Genomic DNA, 17,179 nt, shown 5'->3' on the forward strand with positions numbered 1-17,179 from the left:
GCGCCGGGGCCTCTTCATCGCGACCTCCACCCGTCGCGCGCCCGTAGGCGCGCCACGCCTTGCTCGAACTCCTTTCGTGCCGCCCGGAGGCGCGCGTAGACGGTGTTCACGTTGGCCCCGGTCGCCTCCGCGATCTCCGGCGCCGTCATCTGCTCGAGCTCCGCGAGCACGAAGACGGCGCGCTTGTGGTCGTCGAGCCCCTCGAGCAGCGCGTGCAAGAGCCGCGTCGCCTGCGCCTGCGCCAGCGCCTCGTCACAGCCGGCCGCGCCGCTCTCCACCTCGTCCGGATCGAGGGGCGGGGCCAGGGATCTCGCGAGCGGGCTCTTGCGCGTGTAGGCCCTCCGGTGCTCCCGCGCGACCCGCGCGACGATGCCCGAGAGCCACGCGCGCACCGTGGAACGGGGCTCGAACGACGACAGCTTGCGGTGGACGACGAGAAACACCTCCTGCACCGCGTCGTCGGCGTGGCAGTCCGGCACGCCGAGCCGGCGTACGTTGCGCCAGACGAAGTCGAAGTAACGCTCGTAGATCGCGTCGAACTCGAGCGCGACCTCGCAGTCCGCCGCTTCTGCCGAGGGCGAGATCTCCGCCGCGGCAGAAGCGGCGCTCAAGGGGACGGCACGGGCGGCCACCCTCGCCCATGGCCAGCGCGCGCCGGATCCGTGAAGAAAACGACCGCGCCCCTCAAAGCGAAAGCTCGAGCCCCAGGGCGGCCCGCGCCGCGACGCTCGGCGCGTGGACCTCGCCGACACCTTCGAGCACGAAGCGCGGGCGCTCGAGGGGCACCACCGCCTCGAGACGGAGCCTCAGGCGCATCCACGGCGCGACGACCCACGCGGCCGCCGCGCCGCCGCGTAACGCCGCCCACAAGGCGCTCCCTTCGTCCGGGTCGCTGACGCCGTATCCCTGGGCGTGCATGCGCCCGAGCTCGAAGCCGGCGCAAGGGACATCGACCTCGAGATGGGGTCGAACGGCGCGCGCGAGGGGTGGCAAGAGGGCGCACGCCGTGAGCGAGCCGGCGACAAGATCGATGGTCCCGCCGCTCTGGGGTTTGGCTGAGGACTCCGCCGTGGTCCCGGGCCAGAAGGATGCCCCGGCCTCCAGCCGCGCGGGGCCGACGACGACGCCGGCCCAGGGCTCGATGGCGCCGCTCAGATGCTGCATCGTGCCCAGATCGCCCACGCCGGCGAGCCCGATCCGGAAAAGGGGAGCCGTCTCGGCCGCGCCCTCCGTCGGACGCTCGCGTCCCCTCGTCGGGGACACGGACCTGGGCGGGATCCTCGGCGGTGTGGGCCCGGCGGGTCGTGCCGCGGCGGCCGGGGGCTCCGGGGCGGGATTGGCGGGACGCGCCCCCGCGGTCGAACGATCGTCCGTCGCTGCCGTGCCCGACCGCATCGCGACGTCCGGATCGATCGCCATCGCCACGATGAGGGCCCCCGCGTCGGCCAGCGCACGGCACGTCGCGCCGCGCACGGTTCGCGCGCTCTTCCACCCGTCGCGAGAGAGCTCGATGTGCAGCACGAAGCCCCTGTCCGCGGGCGTGATCGCGCCCGCCGCCCGGAGGGGGCCGCTCGAGGCAGGGCTCTGGTCCCCGAGGAGCCGGGCGATCTCGGCCTCGACGGCCGCGCCCGCGGGGCAGTCGGCGGGGGCGGTCCACCGCAGAGTGAAGGGGCGATCGTCGGCGCGCGCGGCGCTCGGAGCGAGGAGCGCGACACTCGGGATCACGACGGCACACAGCAGCGCCTGCGCCCTTGTGCGTGACGTACGCATGAGCGCCGCATCGTACCACGGGGCGAAGGCGGCGCGCCGCCGCGCGCAGGACGCTGCGCGTCGTCCGCCGCGCTCGACTCACGCGAGCTGGCGCGCTCGTTCGTCGAGCCGTCGCGCGCGGCGGGCGCGCAGCGCGGCGTCGACGCTGAACACCGCGAGCGCGGTCCAGATGCAGGCGAAGCTCGCGGCCTGGGTGGACGTGAACGGCTCGCCATAGACCAGCACGGCCAGCAGGAACTGGCCGCTCGGGGCGAGGTACTGGAGGAAGCCGAGGGTGGTCAGGGACAGGCGCCGCGCCGCGTTCGTGAACCAGATGAGCGGGAGCGCGGTGATGATGCCCGTCGCGGCGAGGAGGACGTCGGTGCGGAGATCCACGCGGCCCATGGCGCCGGCGCCCTGGATTTGGAGGGTGATCAGGTACGCCGCGCCGAGCGGGGCGACGAACAAGGTCTCCAGCGTGGAGCCGGGGAGCGAGCCGACCGCGACGACCTTGCGCAGCAGGCCGTAGAGGGCGAACGTCCCGGCCAGGGCGAGCGCGATCCAGGGGACCGAGCCGGCGCGCACGGCGAGGTAGAGGACGCCCGCCGACGCGAGGCCGAGCGCGATCCACTGTGGCGGGCGCAGCCGCTCGCGCAGGAAGAGCATGCCGAGGAGCACGCTGAGCAGCGGGTTGATGAAGTAGCCGAGGCTCGCGTCGAGCACGCGACCCACCGAGACGGCGTAGATGAAGAGGACCCAGTTCGCCGAGACGAGCGCCCCGGTCGCCGCCATCGCCGCGACGACGCGCGGGGCGCGGAGGGCCGCGACGAGCGCGCGGAGCTGCCCCGTCGCGACCGTCAGGGCCGCGAAGGCGAGCAGGCTCCACGCCGTGCGGTGGGCCAGGACCTCGACCGCGCCGACGTGGCGGAGCTGCTTCCAGAAGACGGGCACGACGCCCCACGCGCTGTAGGCCGCGACGCCGTACACGGCGCCCCACGCGGCGTCTCTGCGGTCGTCGCGGGCGTTCTCCGGCGTGGGCATCGGCGGTCAGGGCTCGTGAGGGGCGTCGCTCGACGGGGCCGTCGAGAGGCGCCGCTCGCGCTCGACCGACTCGGCAACATGGCGAACCTGCTCCGGGAATTCAAGCATCTTGCGCGCCGCGGCGCCCCGCGGCCGATCGCGCCCCGCGGCGCGGCGGATCCGCGGCCGATCGCGGCGCGCGCGGCCGCGGGGATCCGGAATTGAGCCGGGCTCCCTGGCGGCCTAGACTGCGTCGGTGAGCCTCTTCGTCGGGCGCTGGTCCTTGCTGAGCATCGTCCCCCGGGTGTGGGTCGACGGCGACCACCTCCACGCCAGGACATCGTTCGCCGTGCGCGCCCTCTCGCTCTTTTCTTACGCGATGACCCTCCACGTCGACCGGCGCGCTCGTTACGTGTTCATCGAGCGGCGGACCCTGTGGCTGCGCCGGCAGGGCCGCGCCATCCCGTTCAAGCAGATCGACCATATCGATTACCGCTTCTCGAGCTTCACGACGGAGTGGAACGCCAGCGGCCGGCCGACCGATCGGCTGGAGAGCTTCTCGGTCGCTCTGGTGCTCAAGGGCGAGGAGGAGCCGGTGCGCCTCTTCCGGTTCCGCGGCGAGGGCTCCGTCTCGACAGGCGGGCTCGGGGTGCTCGCAGGAGACGCGATCGTCGATCTCGAGGGCGCCCAGGAGGAGGCGTCGCAGCGGTTCGTGTCGCTCCTTCAGGAGTTCATCGGCGTCGGCCTGGGCAAGCCGATGCCGCGGCTGCGGGACGCGTCGGGCCAGGTGTGGGCGTGCCGCGCGTGCGCGCGACCGGCGCCCCCGCGCCCGGGGCGGTGCCTCTACTGCGGGGGCCAGGTAGCGCCCTCCGGAGACGCGGCGTCCGGCCCGAGTTCCTGAAGCGCCTGAGGCGGTGTCCCTGGCGACGTCCGGCGTCGTGGAGCGCGCCGTCTCCGCCCTCGTCACCGCAGCCGCGCCACCGCGGCGGGGCTTTCCACCGGGATGGACGGAGCCCGGTGGCGAGCGGTCCGCTCGGCCGCGCGGGCGGAGCACAGCCTCGCCCGCTGGTCCGGAGCGTGCTCGATCCCGCCACCGGGCAGCGCGTGCGCGCCCCTCGTCGTCCGGGCTCGCCGGCCCGTCGTCGCGGGACCGCGCGCTGCGATCCGGCGCAATTGCGGCGGTTCGGCGGCGGCAGGCGCGCGGGCGAGCTCGCCGTCCGCGCGCGAGGACTTCGTGGCACCTGGGTTGCTGCGCGCGGGCGAGGCGCAGGAGTTTGCGCCGAGCTCAGCGAGGTAGGAATGCGAAGTATCTATACTGTGGCGGGGCTGTGCGCAGCGACGATGGTCGCGTGCATGCACCATGAGCCCAACGAGGTGCAGCCCGGAGAGACAGAGCCCGAAAAGATGGGATTCGTCACCGTCCAGTGGGCGATCGAGGACAGGACCAGCGCCGAGCAGTGTGAGGCCTACGGCGCGAACGCGGTCGAGCTGCTGCTCATCAGCACGGACACGAACCAGGTCACCAGGCAGGTGGTCCCGTGCGAGCGGTTCGACGTGAGCGTGCAGGTCCCCGCCGAGGATTACGTCGGCACGCTCACGCTGATCGACGAGAAGGGGAAGGTCGTCAGCGACCCACTCCCGGTGGGGCCGTTCGAGGTCAACGGCAAAGAGGAGACGACGCGCAGGGTCAGCTTCCCGGCCGCCCAGCAGGGCGGCGACCAGCGGAGAGGCGAGGACCGGCGGAGAGGCGAGGACCAGCGGAGAGGCGGCGACCAGCGGAGAGGCGACGACCAGCGGAGAGGCGACGACCAGCGGAGAGGCGACGACCAGCGGAGAGGCGACGACCAGCGGCGGTAACGGGCGAGCAGCCCTCGCCGACCACCGCCAGGCCGCCGAACGACCGGCGACAGCCTCTCCGCAGCGTCGTCGTCGGCCCATGACGTCGGCCCCGCTCCGTCACGGCATCGGGGGCGCGCCCTCCCTTCGCGCGACCTCGCCGGTCTCCCGGCCTCCGAGCAGCTTCAGCAGCTTCTCTCGCGTGGTCAGCCCCACGTGGCGCGCCACCTCCTTTCCCCCGGCGAACGCGATGACCGTCGGGAGCCCGCGGATCCCGAAGCGACGGGCCAGCGAGGGGCACCGGTCGCCGTCGACCGCCACCACCTTCAGGCGCCCCGCCCCCTCCTCCGCCAGCTTGTGCAGGATCGGCGCGAGGGCGCGGCACGGGGGACACCACGCCGCGGTGAAGTCGACGAGGACAGGCACCCCGGCCTGCAGCACCTCGGCCTCGAAGCTCTGCTCGTTGATCTCCTGGATGGAACTCGTGGCCATGGGAAGAACCTCCATGCCTGGCCAGGTCTCGAGCGCCGCATCCATTACTGCGCCCGGCGCTGTAATGTGGCGGCGGATCAAGACCTGACCTCCGGAGACCATGGAAGCCATCAAGGACCCGGACGACATCCTGGGCTGCGTGTCGCACCTTGTGCGCGAGGAGCGCGCGGCGCTGGCCGCGCTGGCGCGGGCGGAAGGGGTCACGCCCGAGGATGCGGTCGACTGCGTGCAGGAAGGGCTCTGCACGCTGCTCACCCTCGCGCAGCGCGGCGCGCTTCCGGAGGACACCGGCGCCTGGGGCGGCGTGCTCGCCGGGATCGTGCGCAACGCCGCGCGCAACCGGCGACGGCGTCACTTCCGCGCCCGGCCGCACGAGGACCTCGACGCGCACCCGCAGGCCGCGGCGGATGCCCCGGCGACCGACGAGGCGATCGCGCGCGCCGAGGAGCACGTCCGCCTGCGCGCGTGTGTCGAGGAGCTCTGCGAGATCCAGAAGGCGGTGGTGACGCTGCGCATGCTCGAAGAGCAGCCGGGCGAGGACGTGGCGCGCGCGCTCGGCATCTCGGCCGGGCACGTCGCCGTGCTCTTGCACCGCGCCAAGGCCGCGCTGCGCGCCTGCATGACCACGACGGCCTGACCGCGCGCGGCGGCGCGGGGCCGGTCGGCGCGGCGGCGCAGCGTCCGCCGGTCGGCGCGGCGGCGCAGCGTCCGCCGGTCGGCGCGGTGGCGGGCGACGGGGCGCCCGGCTCTGCTATGCCTTGCGTTCACGCCATGAGCTCCCTTCCACCTGCCCCGAGCCTCCTTGCGCCCGACGAGCCGCCCGCGTTCGAGGTGGTGAACCCCGACGGCCGGTCGAGCGCGGTCCTGCTCTGCGATCATGCCGCGAACGTCGTCCCGCGGCGCCTCGCGCGGCTGGGCCTCTACGGCGACGAGCTCTCGCAGCACATCGGCTGGGACATCGGCGCCGCGCGCCTGTCGCGCCGCCTGTCCACGCTGCTCGACGCGCCGCTCGTGCTCTCCGGCTACTCGCGCCTCGTCATCGACTGCAACCGGCCGCCCGGCTCGCCGACCTCGATCCCGCAGATCAGCGGCGGCGTGCCCATCCCCGGCAACGCCATCGACGCCGCCGAGGCCGAGGCGCGGGCCGACGCCTGCTTCTGGCCCTACCACCGCGCCGCCGCCGCGCTGCTCGACGCGCGGCGCGACCGCAGGAAGAGCACGGTGGTCGTCTGCGTCCACAGCTTCACGCCCTCGCTGCTCGGCCAGGACCGGCCCTGGCATGCGGCCGTCCTCTACGGGCGCGACCGGCGGCTCGCCGGCCCGTTCCTCGAGGCGCTGCGGCGCGAGCCCGGCCTCTGCGTCGGGGACAACCAGCCGTACTACGTCACCGACGGCGGGGACTACTCGATCCCGGTGCACGGCGAGGCCCGCGGCCTGCCCTGCGTGCTCCTCGAGATCCGCCAGGACGGGCTGACCCGCGACGAGGACGTGGAGGCCTGGGCGCAGCGCCTCGCGAGGATCTACCGGGAGATCGAGGCCGCGCTCCTCCCCGGCGCCGGCGGCGCGTGACGCCGGCGCTCGGGTGGATTTCGGCCTCCTGCCGGGCGGGAGGCCGAAATCCGCCATGGCGGCGCCACCCACCGGGGCGCGCGCCGCACGCTAAATCCCGCTGTTCTCGGCGCGATTCGCCGCGGCACGCGCGCTGCTGAGCGCGCGGAGCATGGGAGATGCCGATATCACGTTGCGCCACATCGCCCGGCGGCGCCCCGAGGACCTGGCGCGCGCCTTCGTCCCCGGGGGACGCGCCGTGGAGGTGCTCGGCTGGGTCGACACCCAGGTCACCAAGATCGAGCGCCGCCTCGACAAGGCGCTTCACCTGCGCGTCGACGGCGAGCCGCGCGTGCTGCACGTCGAGTTCTGCTTCGCGCTGCGGCGCGACGTGCCGGATCTCGTCTTCGAGTACCTGGGCTTCCTCTTCTCCGCGCTGCGCGCCGACAGCGCTGGAGAGCCGGTGCCGCCGATAGAGAGCGTCGCCGTGGTCCTGTCGGGCCGCCGGCGGCGCTTGCCGGCCACGGGCAAGCGGCGCACCGCCTGGCCAGGTCGGCGCTTCAGCGGCACGCACTTCCGCATCGACGCGGTCTACCAGCGTACGGTGAGCGAGCTCCGGGCGCGCGGCAGCGTGCTGTGGCTGGTGTTTGCCCCGCTCGCCCGGGACGCGAGCCTCGCGGCGATGCGGGAGGTGATCGCGGAGCTCGGCGCGAGGGCGGCGACCAACGAAGAGCGGGCGGATCTGTTCACCGCGTTCCTGGTCATGGCCACGATCGACCCCTGGGGGCACAATCTGCGGAAGGAGCTGGTCACGATGGTAGAGGACAAGGAAGAGGGGCTGCTGCGGCGCACACCGATCATCGGAGAGATGATCATCGAGGCCGAGCGGCAGGCAGAGCAGCGGGGGGAGCTGCGGGGAGAGCAGAAAGGGGAGCAGCGGGGGAGGCAGCGAGGGAAGGAAGAGGCGGTCCTGGAGCTGCTCGGCCGCCTCTTCGCGCGGCGGGTCGGGCGCCGGCCGACCACCGAGGAGGAGCGCTCGATCCTCGCGCGGGCACAGGTGCTCGGCCCGGTCGAGGTCGAGGACGCCCTGCTCGACCTGGAGGGCGAGGCGCTGGTGCGCTGGCTCGCGGAGCCGCTGCGGCGGTCCTGAGCTTCTCCTGGAACACGGCGTCGAGGTCGGGCTCGGCGAACGCAGCTGCCACCGGGCGCGGCGAGGACGTTCCTCGAGGCCACGTTCATCGAGGCGGCGGGAACGGGAATCCTAAGCAGGGGCCCGAGAAGGCCGCCTGAGCTGACGGCCGCCTACCTACCCGCGCGAGGTAGCGAGCAGCGCCCGCAGCGCGTCGTGCAGGCGGCGGTACGTCACGACGGTGCCCCACGCCACGCCCTCCCGCGTGAGCTCGCGGGCGACCTCCGGACCGATGCCGGCGAGCACGCAGGCGCTGCCGAGCAGCCTCACCGCCACGGCCACGCGCAGGAAGAGCGCGAGCGCGCTCGCCTCCATCCGGTCGAGCCCGGTCACGTCGATGACCACGGCGCGCGCCTGCTTGGCGCTCACCGCGGCGAGCAGCCTCTCCATCAGGTACGCGCACCGCTCCTCGTCCACGGTGCCGATCACCGGGACGCAGAGGATCTGGCTCCACACCTCGAGGATCGGCATGGAGAGGGCGCGCATCGTGGCGCGCTGGTGCTCGATCAGCGTGAGCTTCTCGGTGAGCTCCCGCTCGTGGGCGAGCTCGCGCGCCCGGGCGAGCTCCTCCTCGGCGCGGGCGCGCGCGAGCGCCTGCGACGCCGCGGGCAGGAGGCGGCGGACGAGGCTCACGTGGCGCGCGTCGAAGGAGGCGCGCTCGGGATGGACGAGCACGAGCAGCGCCTGCAGGCCGCCGGCCTGGAGGGGCGCGTGCAGCGCGGAGCCGTAGCGCCGCAGGACGTCCTCCGGCAGGCGCTGCCACTCGGCCAGCTGGCTGAGGTCGAAGCTGGCCACCGGCCGGCCCGCGAGGGCCCGGTCGAACGCGGGCCCGCGCTGCCACACGGCCGCCGACAGGCGCGGATCGGTGGAGACCATGACGTGGCCCTCCGCCCCCTCCGCGAACGCGATCACGAGCCCGGCGGTGGCCCCGACCCGCTGCGCGGTCACCTCGACGACGCGCGACAACGTCTCCGCGAAGGTCCCCGGCTCCGTGAAGAGCAGGAGCGCCTCCGCCAGCCCCTCCGCCTCCAGCCGGAGCGCCCGCTCCTCCTCACGCGCGCGCTGCAGCTCGGCGATCGTCTCGCGGACAGCCTCGTCCTCCATCACCCCTCACTGCCCGAACAGGAGGACGGCGATGGAGAGGTTCGCGTGCTGGTTCTTGCCCCGCGTGAAGCACCCCTGCTCACCGAAGGTGAACCGGCCGAGGAACGGCGCCTCCCCGAGCGACGCGACCACCCCCTCGACCACACGGTCGATCTCGTCGCGCACGGCGAGCATGCACCCCGCGCAGAAGATCACGAGCGCGCCCTGCGCGCGGAACGAGGGCGGCGCGGACTCCCGCGCGGCCTCGACCACGGAGCGGACGCGGCCGATCAGGCTCTCCCGCGAGCCGGTCATCAGCACGAGCTCGTCTCCCTCGTTGATGTTCGCGCCGAACGTCATGGAGTTGTCGGCCTCGACGGTGCTCGGATGGATGAGCAGGAACTGGGGGACCTTGCCGATCCACCCCGAGGGCCGCCCGAGCGGGTGGAGCGCGGATTGCTCCACGATGGATCCGCCGCCCAGCTGCGCGGTGATCACGCCGCCGGTCCAGCGATCGTAGACCTCGGCGGCCGGGAGCCCGTCGATCTCGGGCAGGCGCCTGCCCTCGGCGCGGGTCACGCGACAGCGGTGCTCGGTGGGGACGTAGCCGCTGCTGAACGCATACGAGATCTCGCCAGAAGGGTAGAGGGCGGACAGCAGCACGGCGCCCTCGCTGGCCCGCCCGCGCTCCAGCTGCGATTGTTTCCCGTCGATGGCGTTCGCCGCAGACGAGCCCCCGAACACCGGCACGTTCGGGCCGACCACGTCCGCAATGCCGAGCAGGACGTCCTCCTCCGCGCCCGTCTGCGAGGTGAGCCATAAGAGGGCCGGGAGCTCGCCGGCCCGCCCGGCGTCCTCGACGGCGCGCCGCGCCGCGCGCGCCCCGGCCGCGCGCGCGTCGCCGCCGATAGGCTCGGCCGCGACGCCATAAGCGCCGTCGGCGTCGACGATCCCGAGCATGGCGAGGCCGGGACCGGGCGCGCCGTGGACGCCGGCGGCGGTCATGACCGACAGGCACGAGCTCGAGCCATGGACACGCACCGACGGCGGCAGCGCCTCGGTGGCGCGGGCGAGCTCGTTGACGTCGTAGGGCTCCGTGTAACTCAGGAAGATGTGGTCGGGCGTCGCGCCCAGGCTCGCGCGGAGCGCGGCCATGGCCTCGGCGAACGCCGCGCCCGCCGCCCCTGCGGTCGACGCCGCGGTGGCCATTCTCATCTGCGCTGCTCTCCTTCGTGCGCGGTCCAATCCGCCGTGACCGACGCGCCGACCGGCGACCCGGAGAGGACGACTGTCATATTCATGCGATTTCTCTCCTCGGCGCCTCGCGCGCTCGCCGGCCAGGACCGCGGCGATTGCGGGGGGAGATATACACGAAAACCTGCGCCGGACCTGCCGCGATTCGGCGGCGGCCCGGGCCCTCGGCCGCGCTGGCCCCTCGCGCTTCCCCGGGCGCTCCCGGCCGAGCCGATAGTGCGCGCGGCCTGCTACCGGAGCGTCGCCAGGAGCCGCCGCATCTCGCCGACGGCGGGCACCGGCTCATCCGCGAGCGACCACTCGTCGATAACGCGCCGGGCGAGCGCGCGCGCCTCGTCCTTGTTCCCCCGCCGCGCGGCCCGGTGCGCCGCGCGCACCGTGGCGAGGCTGACGCTGGTCAGGAGCGCGTCGCTCGCGGAGGACGCCGCCTCCACGCGCTCGACGAGATCGTGCTCCCCCGTGCGCTCGAACGTCGCCGCCATGGCGTCCGCGAGCACCGCCACGAACGGCCCCGGCTCGCGGAGCAGCGGGCGCCACGCCTTCGCGGCGCCGGCGTGATCCGCCTGCGCGAACCGCTCGGCCCCCCGGGCGAACGCCTCCACGCCCGGCACCGCGTCGTCGGAGAACCTCGCGCGCAGCGCGCGGAAACGCGCGAAGCAGCGGGCCGAGACCGCCGCGGTCGCGCGCGCGCAGATCGCCGGGACGCGGAGGGAGGTGTCGATGCCGGCCGCGTTGAGCGGGGAGGGCTCGGGGTCGAGGAACCGGGCGACGATGAGGTCGGCGATCTCGGCGGGGCGACCGAGGACGCGGCCGAGCTCCAGCGCGGTCCACGCGATGTCGAACCGCTGGACGCGGACCCAGCCAGCGTCCTCGGCCGAGATCGTCATCGACCGCTTCGCCCGCTCGAGCGCCGCGCCGAGGCGCGCCTCGCTCGCCTCGATGCGCACGAGCAGCATCTCGCTCTCGACCTGCTCGTTCGGGGTCCTCCCCGAGGAGAGCGCGAGCGCGATCCCCCGCGCCTCCTCCCGCGCGCCGGCCGCGAGCAGCTGGGTGGCGAGGACGCCGGCGATGTAGGCGTTGTGCGGCGAGAGCACGTGCGCGCGCCGCGCATACGCGAGCGACAGCCCCGGATCGCCGGGGCGGATGGCCTCGAACAGCCACCCGTAGCTGGCCCACGGGGCCCACGCCTGCGCCGCGCGCCGCGCGCTCTCCGCGCTCGCCGTGCCCCGGGTCACGCCGGCGACCTGCAGCCACGGCGAGCAGTTCTCTCCGGTAGGGTTCTTCGGCTCGGCCTGCACGGCGAAGAGCGCCATCTGGGCGGCGCGCTGCGGATCGGTCGACTGGAGCAGGCAGGAGGCGGTCGTCGCGAGCGTCGCGCGCGCCCACGGCGAGGCCTCGCGCTGGACCAGGCGCACGAGCTCCTCGGCCACGCCCGGATCCGCGCCGGGCCTGACCATCTGCGCGATCCGCGCGCGCGCCGCGAGCGCGCCCGGCGAGGGCGCCTCCGAGGGGGACAGGAGCGCGATCTCCGGCGCGGGGAGGCCGAGCACATAGGCGCAGCGGAAGCGCTCGCCCGGCCCCATCTCGGCGAGCTCGCCGGCCAGCGCCTCGACCCGCGCGCACTCGACCTCGAGCCCGCCCGCGTTGTTCATCATGGCCATCGACAGGTCGAGCAGCGCGAGCGCGCCGGCGACGTCGCGCGCCCGGGAGAAGTCGGCCACCACGGCATCCAGGCGGCTCGAGAGCGGCAGCCGGCCCGCCTCGATCAGCGGGGCCATCGACGCGCGGATCGCCTCGTACAGCGCGCGCCCGGCCCCGCGCCCGACCCCGAGCGCCTCGCCGCTGGGCCCGCGCAGGGTGACGGCGACCCGGAAGCCCGCGCTCTCCCGCACGATCTCCCCGTCGACGTAGGCGGCGGCGCGGGCGCGCGCCGCCTCGATGGACTGCGCGCGCGCGCCGGGCGCGGCGTACGGATCGAGCGGGAACCGATCCACCGGCTGGCGCGGCAGCGCGAGCAGCTCGGCCGGGACCAGGGTGCGCGCCGCGCTGCCCCCGAGGACGAGCCGCGCCCGCTCGCAGAAGCTCGCCGCGGCGGCCGCGCCGAGCCAGCCCGACGGCTCCTCGACGCCCGAGGCCTGGAAGAGCGGGCACGCGATCACGGCGTCCGGCGCCTCGAGGGGCGAAGGCGCGGGGGCAGCCGGCGGCGTTCTGCCGACCACCGCGGCGGCGAGCACGCCGGTCGCCGCCGCCACGCCGGCCACCGCGAGGAGCCAGCGCCGCCTGCGCTGCCCGGCGCGGGGCGCAGCGCTCCGCTGCGGCCGCGCCGCGGGGCCGGGCGCAGTGCTGCCGTCGTGATCTGCCGGCGCGACCACGAGGGCGGGCGCAGAGGCCGCGGGGGAGGGGTCCCGAGAAGAAAAGTCGGTGGAAGCCGCCAGGGTCGCCTCGGAAGCGCGGGCGGAGGACGCGCGGGCGGGGGTCGCCTCGGAAGCGCGGGCGGGGGTCGCGCTGGACGCGCGGGCGGGGGTCGCGCTGGACGCGCGGGCGGGGGTCGCGCCGGAAGAAAACGTGCTCGTCGTCGCCGTCGCGGAGAGGTCGTCGCGGCCTTCGCGGCCGCGCTCCGGCGCGCGCGCGGCCGGGGGCTCCACGCCCGGCCTCAGCGCCAGCGTCCCCTCGTGCAGGGACTCCGCCCTGGCCCGCAGGCCCGCGGGCAGGGCCGCGCGCTCGCCCAGCGCTTGGGCCAGCGCGATCACGGCGGCCGAGGCGCTCGGGAACCGCTGCTCCGGCTCCGGGGCTGCGGCGCGCGCGAACCAGTCGTCCATCGCGACGGGCAGGGCCACGCCGCGCCTCGCCGCGCGCGCCGTGGCGCGCTCCACCGGGCCCGAGGCCGCGATCTGCAGGAAGGCCATGACGTCGCGCCCGCCCGCCGCCTCGTCCTTCCAGTAGGGCGCCCCGGCGAGCAGCGCGAACGCGATCATCCCGAGCGCATGGATGTCGGCGGCCGGCGTCACCCGGTGGCCGCGGAGCTGCTCCGGCGCCATGTACATCGGCGTCCCCACGGACGCCGTCGACTCCGCTCCCCCGTCCTGATGAAGCACCTTGGCGATGCCGAGGTCGAGGATCTTCGCGCGCGGCGCGTCGTCCTCGCGCTGCTCCAGGAACAGGTTGCTGGGCTTCAGATCGCGGTGGACGATCCCGAGGGCGTGCATCTTGTCGAGCCCGAGCGCGACCTGCCCGAGGCAGGCGACCGCCTCGGCGGGATCGAGGCGCCCCGCGCGCGTGAGCCGCTCGGCCAGCGTCTCGCCCCGGAGCAGCTCCATGACGAGGAAGGGAGCCCCCGTCTCCTCGTCGACGCCGGCGTCGACGACGTCCACGAGGAAGGGGCTGTCCACCTGGCCCGCGACGCGCGCCTCCAGCGCGAAGCGCTTCCTCCAGTCGGCGCGCTCGAGCGCGTGCGGGTGCATCAGCTTGAGCGCGCGCCGGCGATCGGTCTCGAGGTCGACGGCCTCGTACACGGCGCCCATCGCGCCGGCGCCGATGCGGCGCACGACGCGGTAGCGGCCGGCGATGAGCGTCGCGTCGATCATGGCGGCACCTTCTCTCTACCACGCGCGGCTGTCGCGCGGAGAGGACCAGGATGACGGCGACGCGGCGACGCGGCGACACGGCGACACGGCGACACGGCGGCACGCGGACGACGTCGCGCTGACGCGGGCGAGAGGCCCGCGCTGCGCCGAGCGACACCGCGCCGCGGCGGGCCGGACCCGCTGCGCTCACCGGCGCCCGCGCCGCCTAGCCGTGCTCGGCCAGCGGCACGGGCGCGCCCTCGCTCGCCCGCGCGAAGTGCCTGGCGGCGAGCTCCTGGCCGAGCGCGCGATCCTCGTCCGTGAGCAGGCGGAGCGCGGCGTCGCGCACGAGCACGTGACGGAACCGGTACTCCCCGTCGCCGGGCGCGCGGCCCGACCACTGGCTCTCGATGAGCTCCAGCCGGACGAGCTCGCTCAGCGCGGATTTCGTCTGCTGCGTGCCCTCCTCTTGCCCGAGCAGCGCGAGCGCGCCGCGCGCCGAGAAGGCTTGCCCGAGGACGCTCGCGGCGCACAGGAGGCGGCGCACCTCCGGGACGAGGCACGACAGCCTCGCCTGGAGCATCGCCAGCACCGTCTCGGGCAGCTCCTCGCCCTCGGCGGCGGCGCGGATGAGCTCCTCCAGGAACATCGGGTTGCCGGCGGCCTGCTCGACGAGCCGCGCCGCCACGGCCGCGGGGACCTCGGGGCCGAGCGCCGCGGCGATCAGCCGCTCGGCCGCCCTGTTGCTGAGCCCCGGGAGGTGGATCCGCTGCACGGTCCGCCCCGCCTCCCACAACGTCGGGAAGCGCGCCGTCACCTCGGGGCGCGCGAAGGCGAGCACGAACAGGGGCCGATCGCGCAGCTCCCGCAGCGCGGCGTCGAGCAGCTGGATGGTCGCGTCGTCGCTGCAGTGCAGATCGTCGAGCACGAGGAGGCAGGGCCGCGCCGCGCACTCGGCGCCCAGGAAATCCAGGAAGGCGCGCTGGACCTCTGCGCCCATGATCCTCGGGTCGCCGCGCGCGGCGTCGAGGAGGTCGCTCGGCCCGGCGACGAGCACCCCGCACATCGACGCGAGGACCTCGCCGATTCGCGACGCGCGCGCGGGCGCGACGCGCGCGGCCGCGCGCTCCCGGATCTTCTCCTCCTGGAGCGCCGGCGGATCGCCGGCCTCCACGCCGCAGCGGCGGCGGAGCGCGTCGGCGAGCAGGCCGTACGGCGTGCCCGTCGACGCGCCGCCGTCACCCGAGATCACCTCGACGTGGGCCGCCCGATCGCGCAGGCGGCGCAGGACCTCGCGCCGCAGCCGGGACTTGCCCCCGCCCGGCGGCGCGACGACGAGCGCCGCCGAGGCCTCCGCGTCCTCGGCGCACCGCGCGATCGCCGCGGTCAGCATCGACAGCTCCTGGTCGCGGCCGACGCAGGGGGTCGGTCGGCCGAGCAGCGGGCGCGGCGCGTCGGCGCCGCCCGCGAGCTCGCCGCGCAGCACCGGGTGCTCCCCCACCGTGGTGAGATCGAAGCGCGACCCGAGCAGCCGCTCGCTCAGCCGGTCGAGCCAGACGCCGGGCCCGGCCTCGGGCGCCCCCTCGAGCTCGGGCTCGGACCCGCCCGACGCGGCGCTCCCGCCGGGGCGGAGGAGCGCCTTCGCGCGATCGAGCGCCTCGCCCACCGGGAGCCGGTCCTTGAGCAGCGCGCGGCCCGTGGCCAGCACGACGCGCGCCTCGGGCCACTGCTCCTTGATCGCCAGGGCGCAGCGGGCGGCCTGCGCGGCCTGATCCACGGCGCTCGGCGCGGGGGGCACGATCACCGCGAGCGAGCCGTCGGCGAGCCACTGGATGCGCCCCTTCAGCCGCATCAGCCGGGCGCGCAGGGCGTCGCGGGGGGGGCGCGCCTCGGGGCCCGTGGCCGGGAGCGTCTCCAGCTCGGCGAACCGCGGCGCGACCCCCGGCACGGCGAGCACGACGCAGAAGAGCTGCATGACGTCGCCGCCGAGGGCCTCCGGGGCGCGCGCCGCGACGCTGCCCGACCGCGCGGGCGCGCTGTCCTGCGCGTGCAGCTCCAGCGCGGCGAGCTCGTCGCGCAGCGCCGCGGCGTCGGGGGGGCGGCGTGCCGGGTCCTTGTCGAACATGCGCGCGAGCAGGGCGGAGAGGGCCGGGGGCGTCTCCGGGCGCAGCGTCTCGACCGGCGGCGCGTCGTCGAAGCGGCACTTCGTGATCACCGCGACCGGGTCGCGCGCGAGGAAGGGCGGCCGCCCGGTCAGGCACTCGAAGAGGACGCACCCGAGCGCGAACACGTCGGCGCTCGGCCCTACCTCGCGCTCGCCGCGCGCCTGCTCCGGGGCCATGTAGCCGGGGGTGCCGATGATGCGTCCGGTGCGCGTGAGCGCCGAGGCCGCGAGCTCCGCCTGGGCGATGCCGAAGTCGAGCAGGGTGACGCGATCGACGCGATCATCGCGCAGGAACAGGTTGCCGGGCTTGATGTCGCGGTGCACGACGCCGCGGTCGTGCGCGAACGCGAGCGCGTCCGCCGCCTTCTCGAGCAGCGTCACGCACTCGCTCACGCGCAGCGGGCCGCGGGCGAGGCGCTCGCTGAGGTCCTGCCCGGTGAGCCACCCGATGGCCAGGTAGGGCCGGCCGTCCTCGGTCTGGCCGTGCGCCACGTACGACGCGATGCCCGGGTGGTCCAGCTCGGAGAGCAGCCGTCCCTCGCGCAGGAACCGCTCCACCGCCTCGGGCGCGCCGGTCCGCGCGTGCAGGATCTTGAGGGCGACGGGCTCGCCGGTGCCGACGTCATGGGCGCGGAAGACCTCGCCCATGCCGCCCTTTCCGGCCAGACGTCCGACCAGGAAACGACCGGCAACGAGCGAACCCTCCCGAAGCGACATGAACGATCTCTCTCCTGGGGAGCATACACGCTCCCAGCGTTGCACCAAGTGTGGCCCGGCGATCTCGATCCGCGCCGCGCCGCGCCGCGCGCGGGGGCCTCTCTCGTCCGGACATGCTCCGTACGAGGGCCAAGGATAGCGCACAAGCAGAACGCGCCGAGCGTGGGCCCCGCGCCGTGTCGATCGACGACCGAGGGCCGCCGCCGGCGGGCGTGTCGAGCGCGGCGCCGACGGTCCCCGCGCGCGGACCCATGCCCTGACGCGGCAGGCCGTCGGAGAGCGAGGGCGGCGCCGGCGCCAGGCGCGGCGGAGCTCGACGGCGCGCCGTCAGGAAAGCGCGGGCGCAGGACAGGGACCCGATGTCGTCAGCCGCGGAGCGCGAGCTCGACGCTGCCCCGCAGCTTCCGCTCCGCCCCGCCGTGCTCGCGGAGCGCGGCCAGCACCATGCCGGCCGTCACCTGCGCCAGACTACCCCGGCGGAGAGCAGAGGCCCGAGCATAGGCGGCCTCGGCGCGCCGGGCATTCTCGTGGGCTGCCAGGGGGCCTCTCCCATTCGTCCCCGCG

The 17,179-nt window shown here is 75.1% G+C and carries 13 protein-coding genes; 5 read left to right on the forward strand and 8 right to left on the reverse strand.

Going from position 1 to position 17,179, the window contains the following annotated elements:
- Positions 1 to 14: 14 nt before the first annotated feature.
- The 3 genes from WMF43_RS12935 to rarD form a co-directional block, all read right to left on the reverse strand.
- Complete coding sequence (locus WMF43_RS12935; RefSeq protein WP_437680211.1) at positions 15 to 611, reverse strand: RNA polymerase sigma factor; 597 nt, start codon at positions 609 to 611, stop codon at positions 15 to 17.
- A 73-nt stretch (positions 612 to 684) separates the two neighbouring features.
- Entirely contained in the window at positions 685 to 1,770 is a 1,086-nt protein-coding gene (locus WMF43_RS12940) for a hypothetical protein (protein WP_437680213.1), read from the reverse strand.
- A 78-nt stretch (positions 1,771 to 1,848) separates the two neighbouring features.
- Positions 1,849 to 2,790 (reverse strand): EamA family transporter RarD, encoded by a 942-nt coding sequence (rarD, locus tag WMF43_RS12945; protein ID WP_437680215.1) that lies wholly within the window; start codon positions 2,788 to 2,790, stop codon positions 1,849 to 1,851.
- A 235-nt stretch (positions 2,791 to 3,025) separates the two neighbouring features.
- Between rarD and WMF43_RS12950 the strand changes: the two genes are divergently transcribed.
- Both WMF43_RS12950 and WMF43_RS12955 read left to right on the forward strand, forming a co-directional pair.
- A complete protein-coding gene (locus WMF43_RS12950; RefSeq protein ID WP_437680217.1) occupies positions 3,026 to 3,670 on the forward strand; it encodes a hypothetical protein in 645 nt (214 codons plus the stop codon).
- A 452-nt stretch (positions 3,671 to 4,122) separates the two neighbouring features.
- Positions 4,123 to 4,626, forward strand: a complete 504-nt coding sequence (locus WMF43_RS12955; protein WP_437680218.1) for a hypothetical protein — start codon at positions 4,123 to 4,125, stop codon at positions 4,624 to 4,626.
- Between the two features lie 99 nt (positions 4,627 to 4,725).
- Here WMF43_RS12955 and WMF43_RS12960 read toward each other — a convergent pair whose 3' ends face one another.
- Entirely contained in the window at positions 4,726 to 5,097 is a 372-nt protein-coding gene (locus tag WMF43_RS12960) for a thioredoxin family protein (protein ID WP_437680220.1), read from the reverse strand.
- A 100-nt stretch (positions 5,098 to 5,197) separates the two neighbouring features.
- On the opposite strand from WMF43_RS12960, the gene WMF43_RS12965 reads away from it, so the two are divergent.
- The 3 genes from WMF43_RS12965 (at position 5,198) to WMF43_RS12975 (ending at position 7,795) form a co-directional block, all read left to right on the forward strand.
- Positions 5,198 to 5,734, forward strand: coding sequence for an RNA polymerase sigma factor (locus tag WMF43_RS12965; RefSeq protein WP_437680222.1), 537 nt, complete (start codon positions 5,198 to 5,200; stop codon positions 5,732 to 5,734).
- A gap of 134 nt (positions 5,735 to 5,868) precedes the next feature.
- Positions 5,869 to 6,666: an N-formylglutamate amidohydrolase gene (locus WMF43_RS12970; RefSeq protein ID WP_437680224.1), complete on the forward strand. Its 798-nt coding sequence runs from the start codon at positions 5,869 to 5,871 to the stop codon at positions 6,664 to 6,666.
- A gap of 151 nt (positions 6,667 to 6,817) precedes the next feature.
- The gene (locus tag WMF43_RS12975; RefSeq protein ID WP_437680225.1) at positions 6,818 to 7,795 is read left to right on the forward strand and encodes a hypothetical protein; all 978 of its coding nucleotides are present in this window, start codon (positions 6,818 to 6,820) and stop codon (positions 7,793 to 7,795) included.
- 156 nt (positions 7,796 to 7,951) lie between these two features.
- Here the strand turns inward: WMF43_RS12975 and WMF43_RS12980 are convergent, their stop codons facing one another.
- The 4 genes from WMF43_RS12980 to WMF43_RS12995 form a co-directional block, all read right to left on the reverse strand.
- A complete protein-coding gene (locus WMF43_RS12980; RefSeq protein WP_437680227.1) occupies positions 7,952 to 8,938 on the reverse strand; it encodes an STAS domain-containing protein in 987 nt (328 codons plus the stop codon).
- A gap of 6 nt (positions 8,939 to 8,944) precedes the next feature.
- Positions 8,945 to 10,132, reverse strand: a complete 1,188-nt coding sequence (locus WMF43_RS12985; RefSeq protein ID WP_437680229.1) for an FIST signal transduction protein — start codon at positions 10,130 to 10,132, stop codon at positions 8,945 to 8,947.
- 269 nt (positions 10,133 to 10,401) lie between these two features.
- Positions 10,402 to 13,755 (reverse strand): protein kinase domain-containing protein, encoded by a 3,354-nt coding sequence (locus tag WMF43_RS12990; RefSeq protein WP_437680231.1) that lies wholly within the window; start codon positions 13,753 to 13,755, stop codon positions 10,402 to 10,404.
- 205 nt (positions 13,756 to 13,960) lie between these two features.
- Entirely contained in the window at positions 13,961 to 16,615 is a 2,655-nt protein-coding gene (locus WMF43_RS12995; protein ID WP_437680233.1) for a serine/threonine-protein kinase, read from the reverse strand.
- Positions 16,616 to 17,179 lie beyond the last annotated feature (564 nt).

Origin of the sequence: Sorangium sp. So ce131 (genome assembly GCF_051519095.1) — a bacterium.
In the GTDB taxonomy this organism is placed as follows: Bacteria; Myxococcota_A; Polyangia; order Polyangiales; family Polyangiaceae; genus Sorangium.

Excerpts from the sequence above, each read along its gene's own strand:
- WMF43_RS12985 (WP_437680229.1), bottom strand. The coding sequence starts at position 10,132 with ATGAGAATGGCCACCGCGGCGTCGACCGCAGGGGCGGCGGGCGCGGCG.
- WMF43_RS12975 (WP_437680225.1), top strand. The coding sequence starts at position 6,818 with ATGGGAGATGCCGATATCACGTTGCGCCACATCGCCCGGCGGCGCCCC.
- WMF43_RS12940 (WP_437680213.1), bottom strand. The coding sequence starts at position 1,770 with ATGCGTACGTCACGCACAAGGGCGCAGGCGCTGCTGTGTGCCGTCGTG.
- WMF43_RS12960 (WP_437680220.1), bottom strand. The coding sequence starts at position 5,097 with ATGGCCACGAGTTCCATCCAGGAGATCAACGAGCAGAGCTTCGAGGCC.
- WMF43_RS12970 (WP_437680224.1), top strand. The coding sequence starts at position 5,869 with ATGAGCTCCCTTCCACCTGCCCCGAGCCTCCTTGCGCCCGACGAGCCG.
- WMF43_RS12965 (WP_437680222.1), top strand. The coding sequence starts at position 5,198 with ATGGAAGCCATCAAGGACCCGGACGACATCCTGGGCTGCGTGTCGCAC.
- WMF43_RS12980 (WP_437680227.1), bottom strand. The coding sequence starts at position 8,938 with ATGGAGGACGAGGCTGTCCGCGAGACGATCGCCGAGCTGCAGCGCGCG.
- WMF43_RS12990 (WP_437680231.1), bottom strand. The coding sequence starts at position 13,755 with ATGATCGACGCGACGCTCATCGCCGGCCGCTACCGCGTCGTGCGCCGC.
- WMF43_RS12955 (WP_437680218.1), top strand. The coding sequence starts at position 4,123 with ATGCACCATGAGCCCAACGAGGTGCAGCCCGGAGAGACAGAGCCCGAA.
- WMF43_RS12995 (WP_437680233.1), bottom strand. The coding sequence starts at position 16,615 with ATGTCGCTTCGGGAGGGTTCGCTCGTTGCCGGTCGTTTCCTGGTCGGA.
- rarD (WP_437680215.1), bottom strand. The coding sequence starts at position 2,790 with ATGCCCACGCCGGAGAACGCCCGCGACGACCGCAGAGACGCCGCGTGG.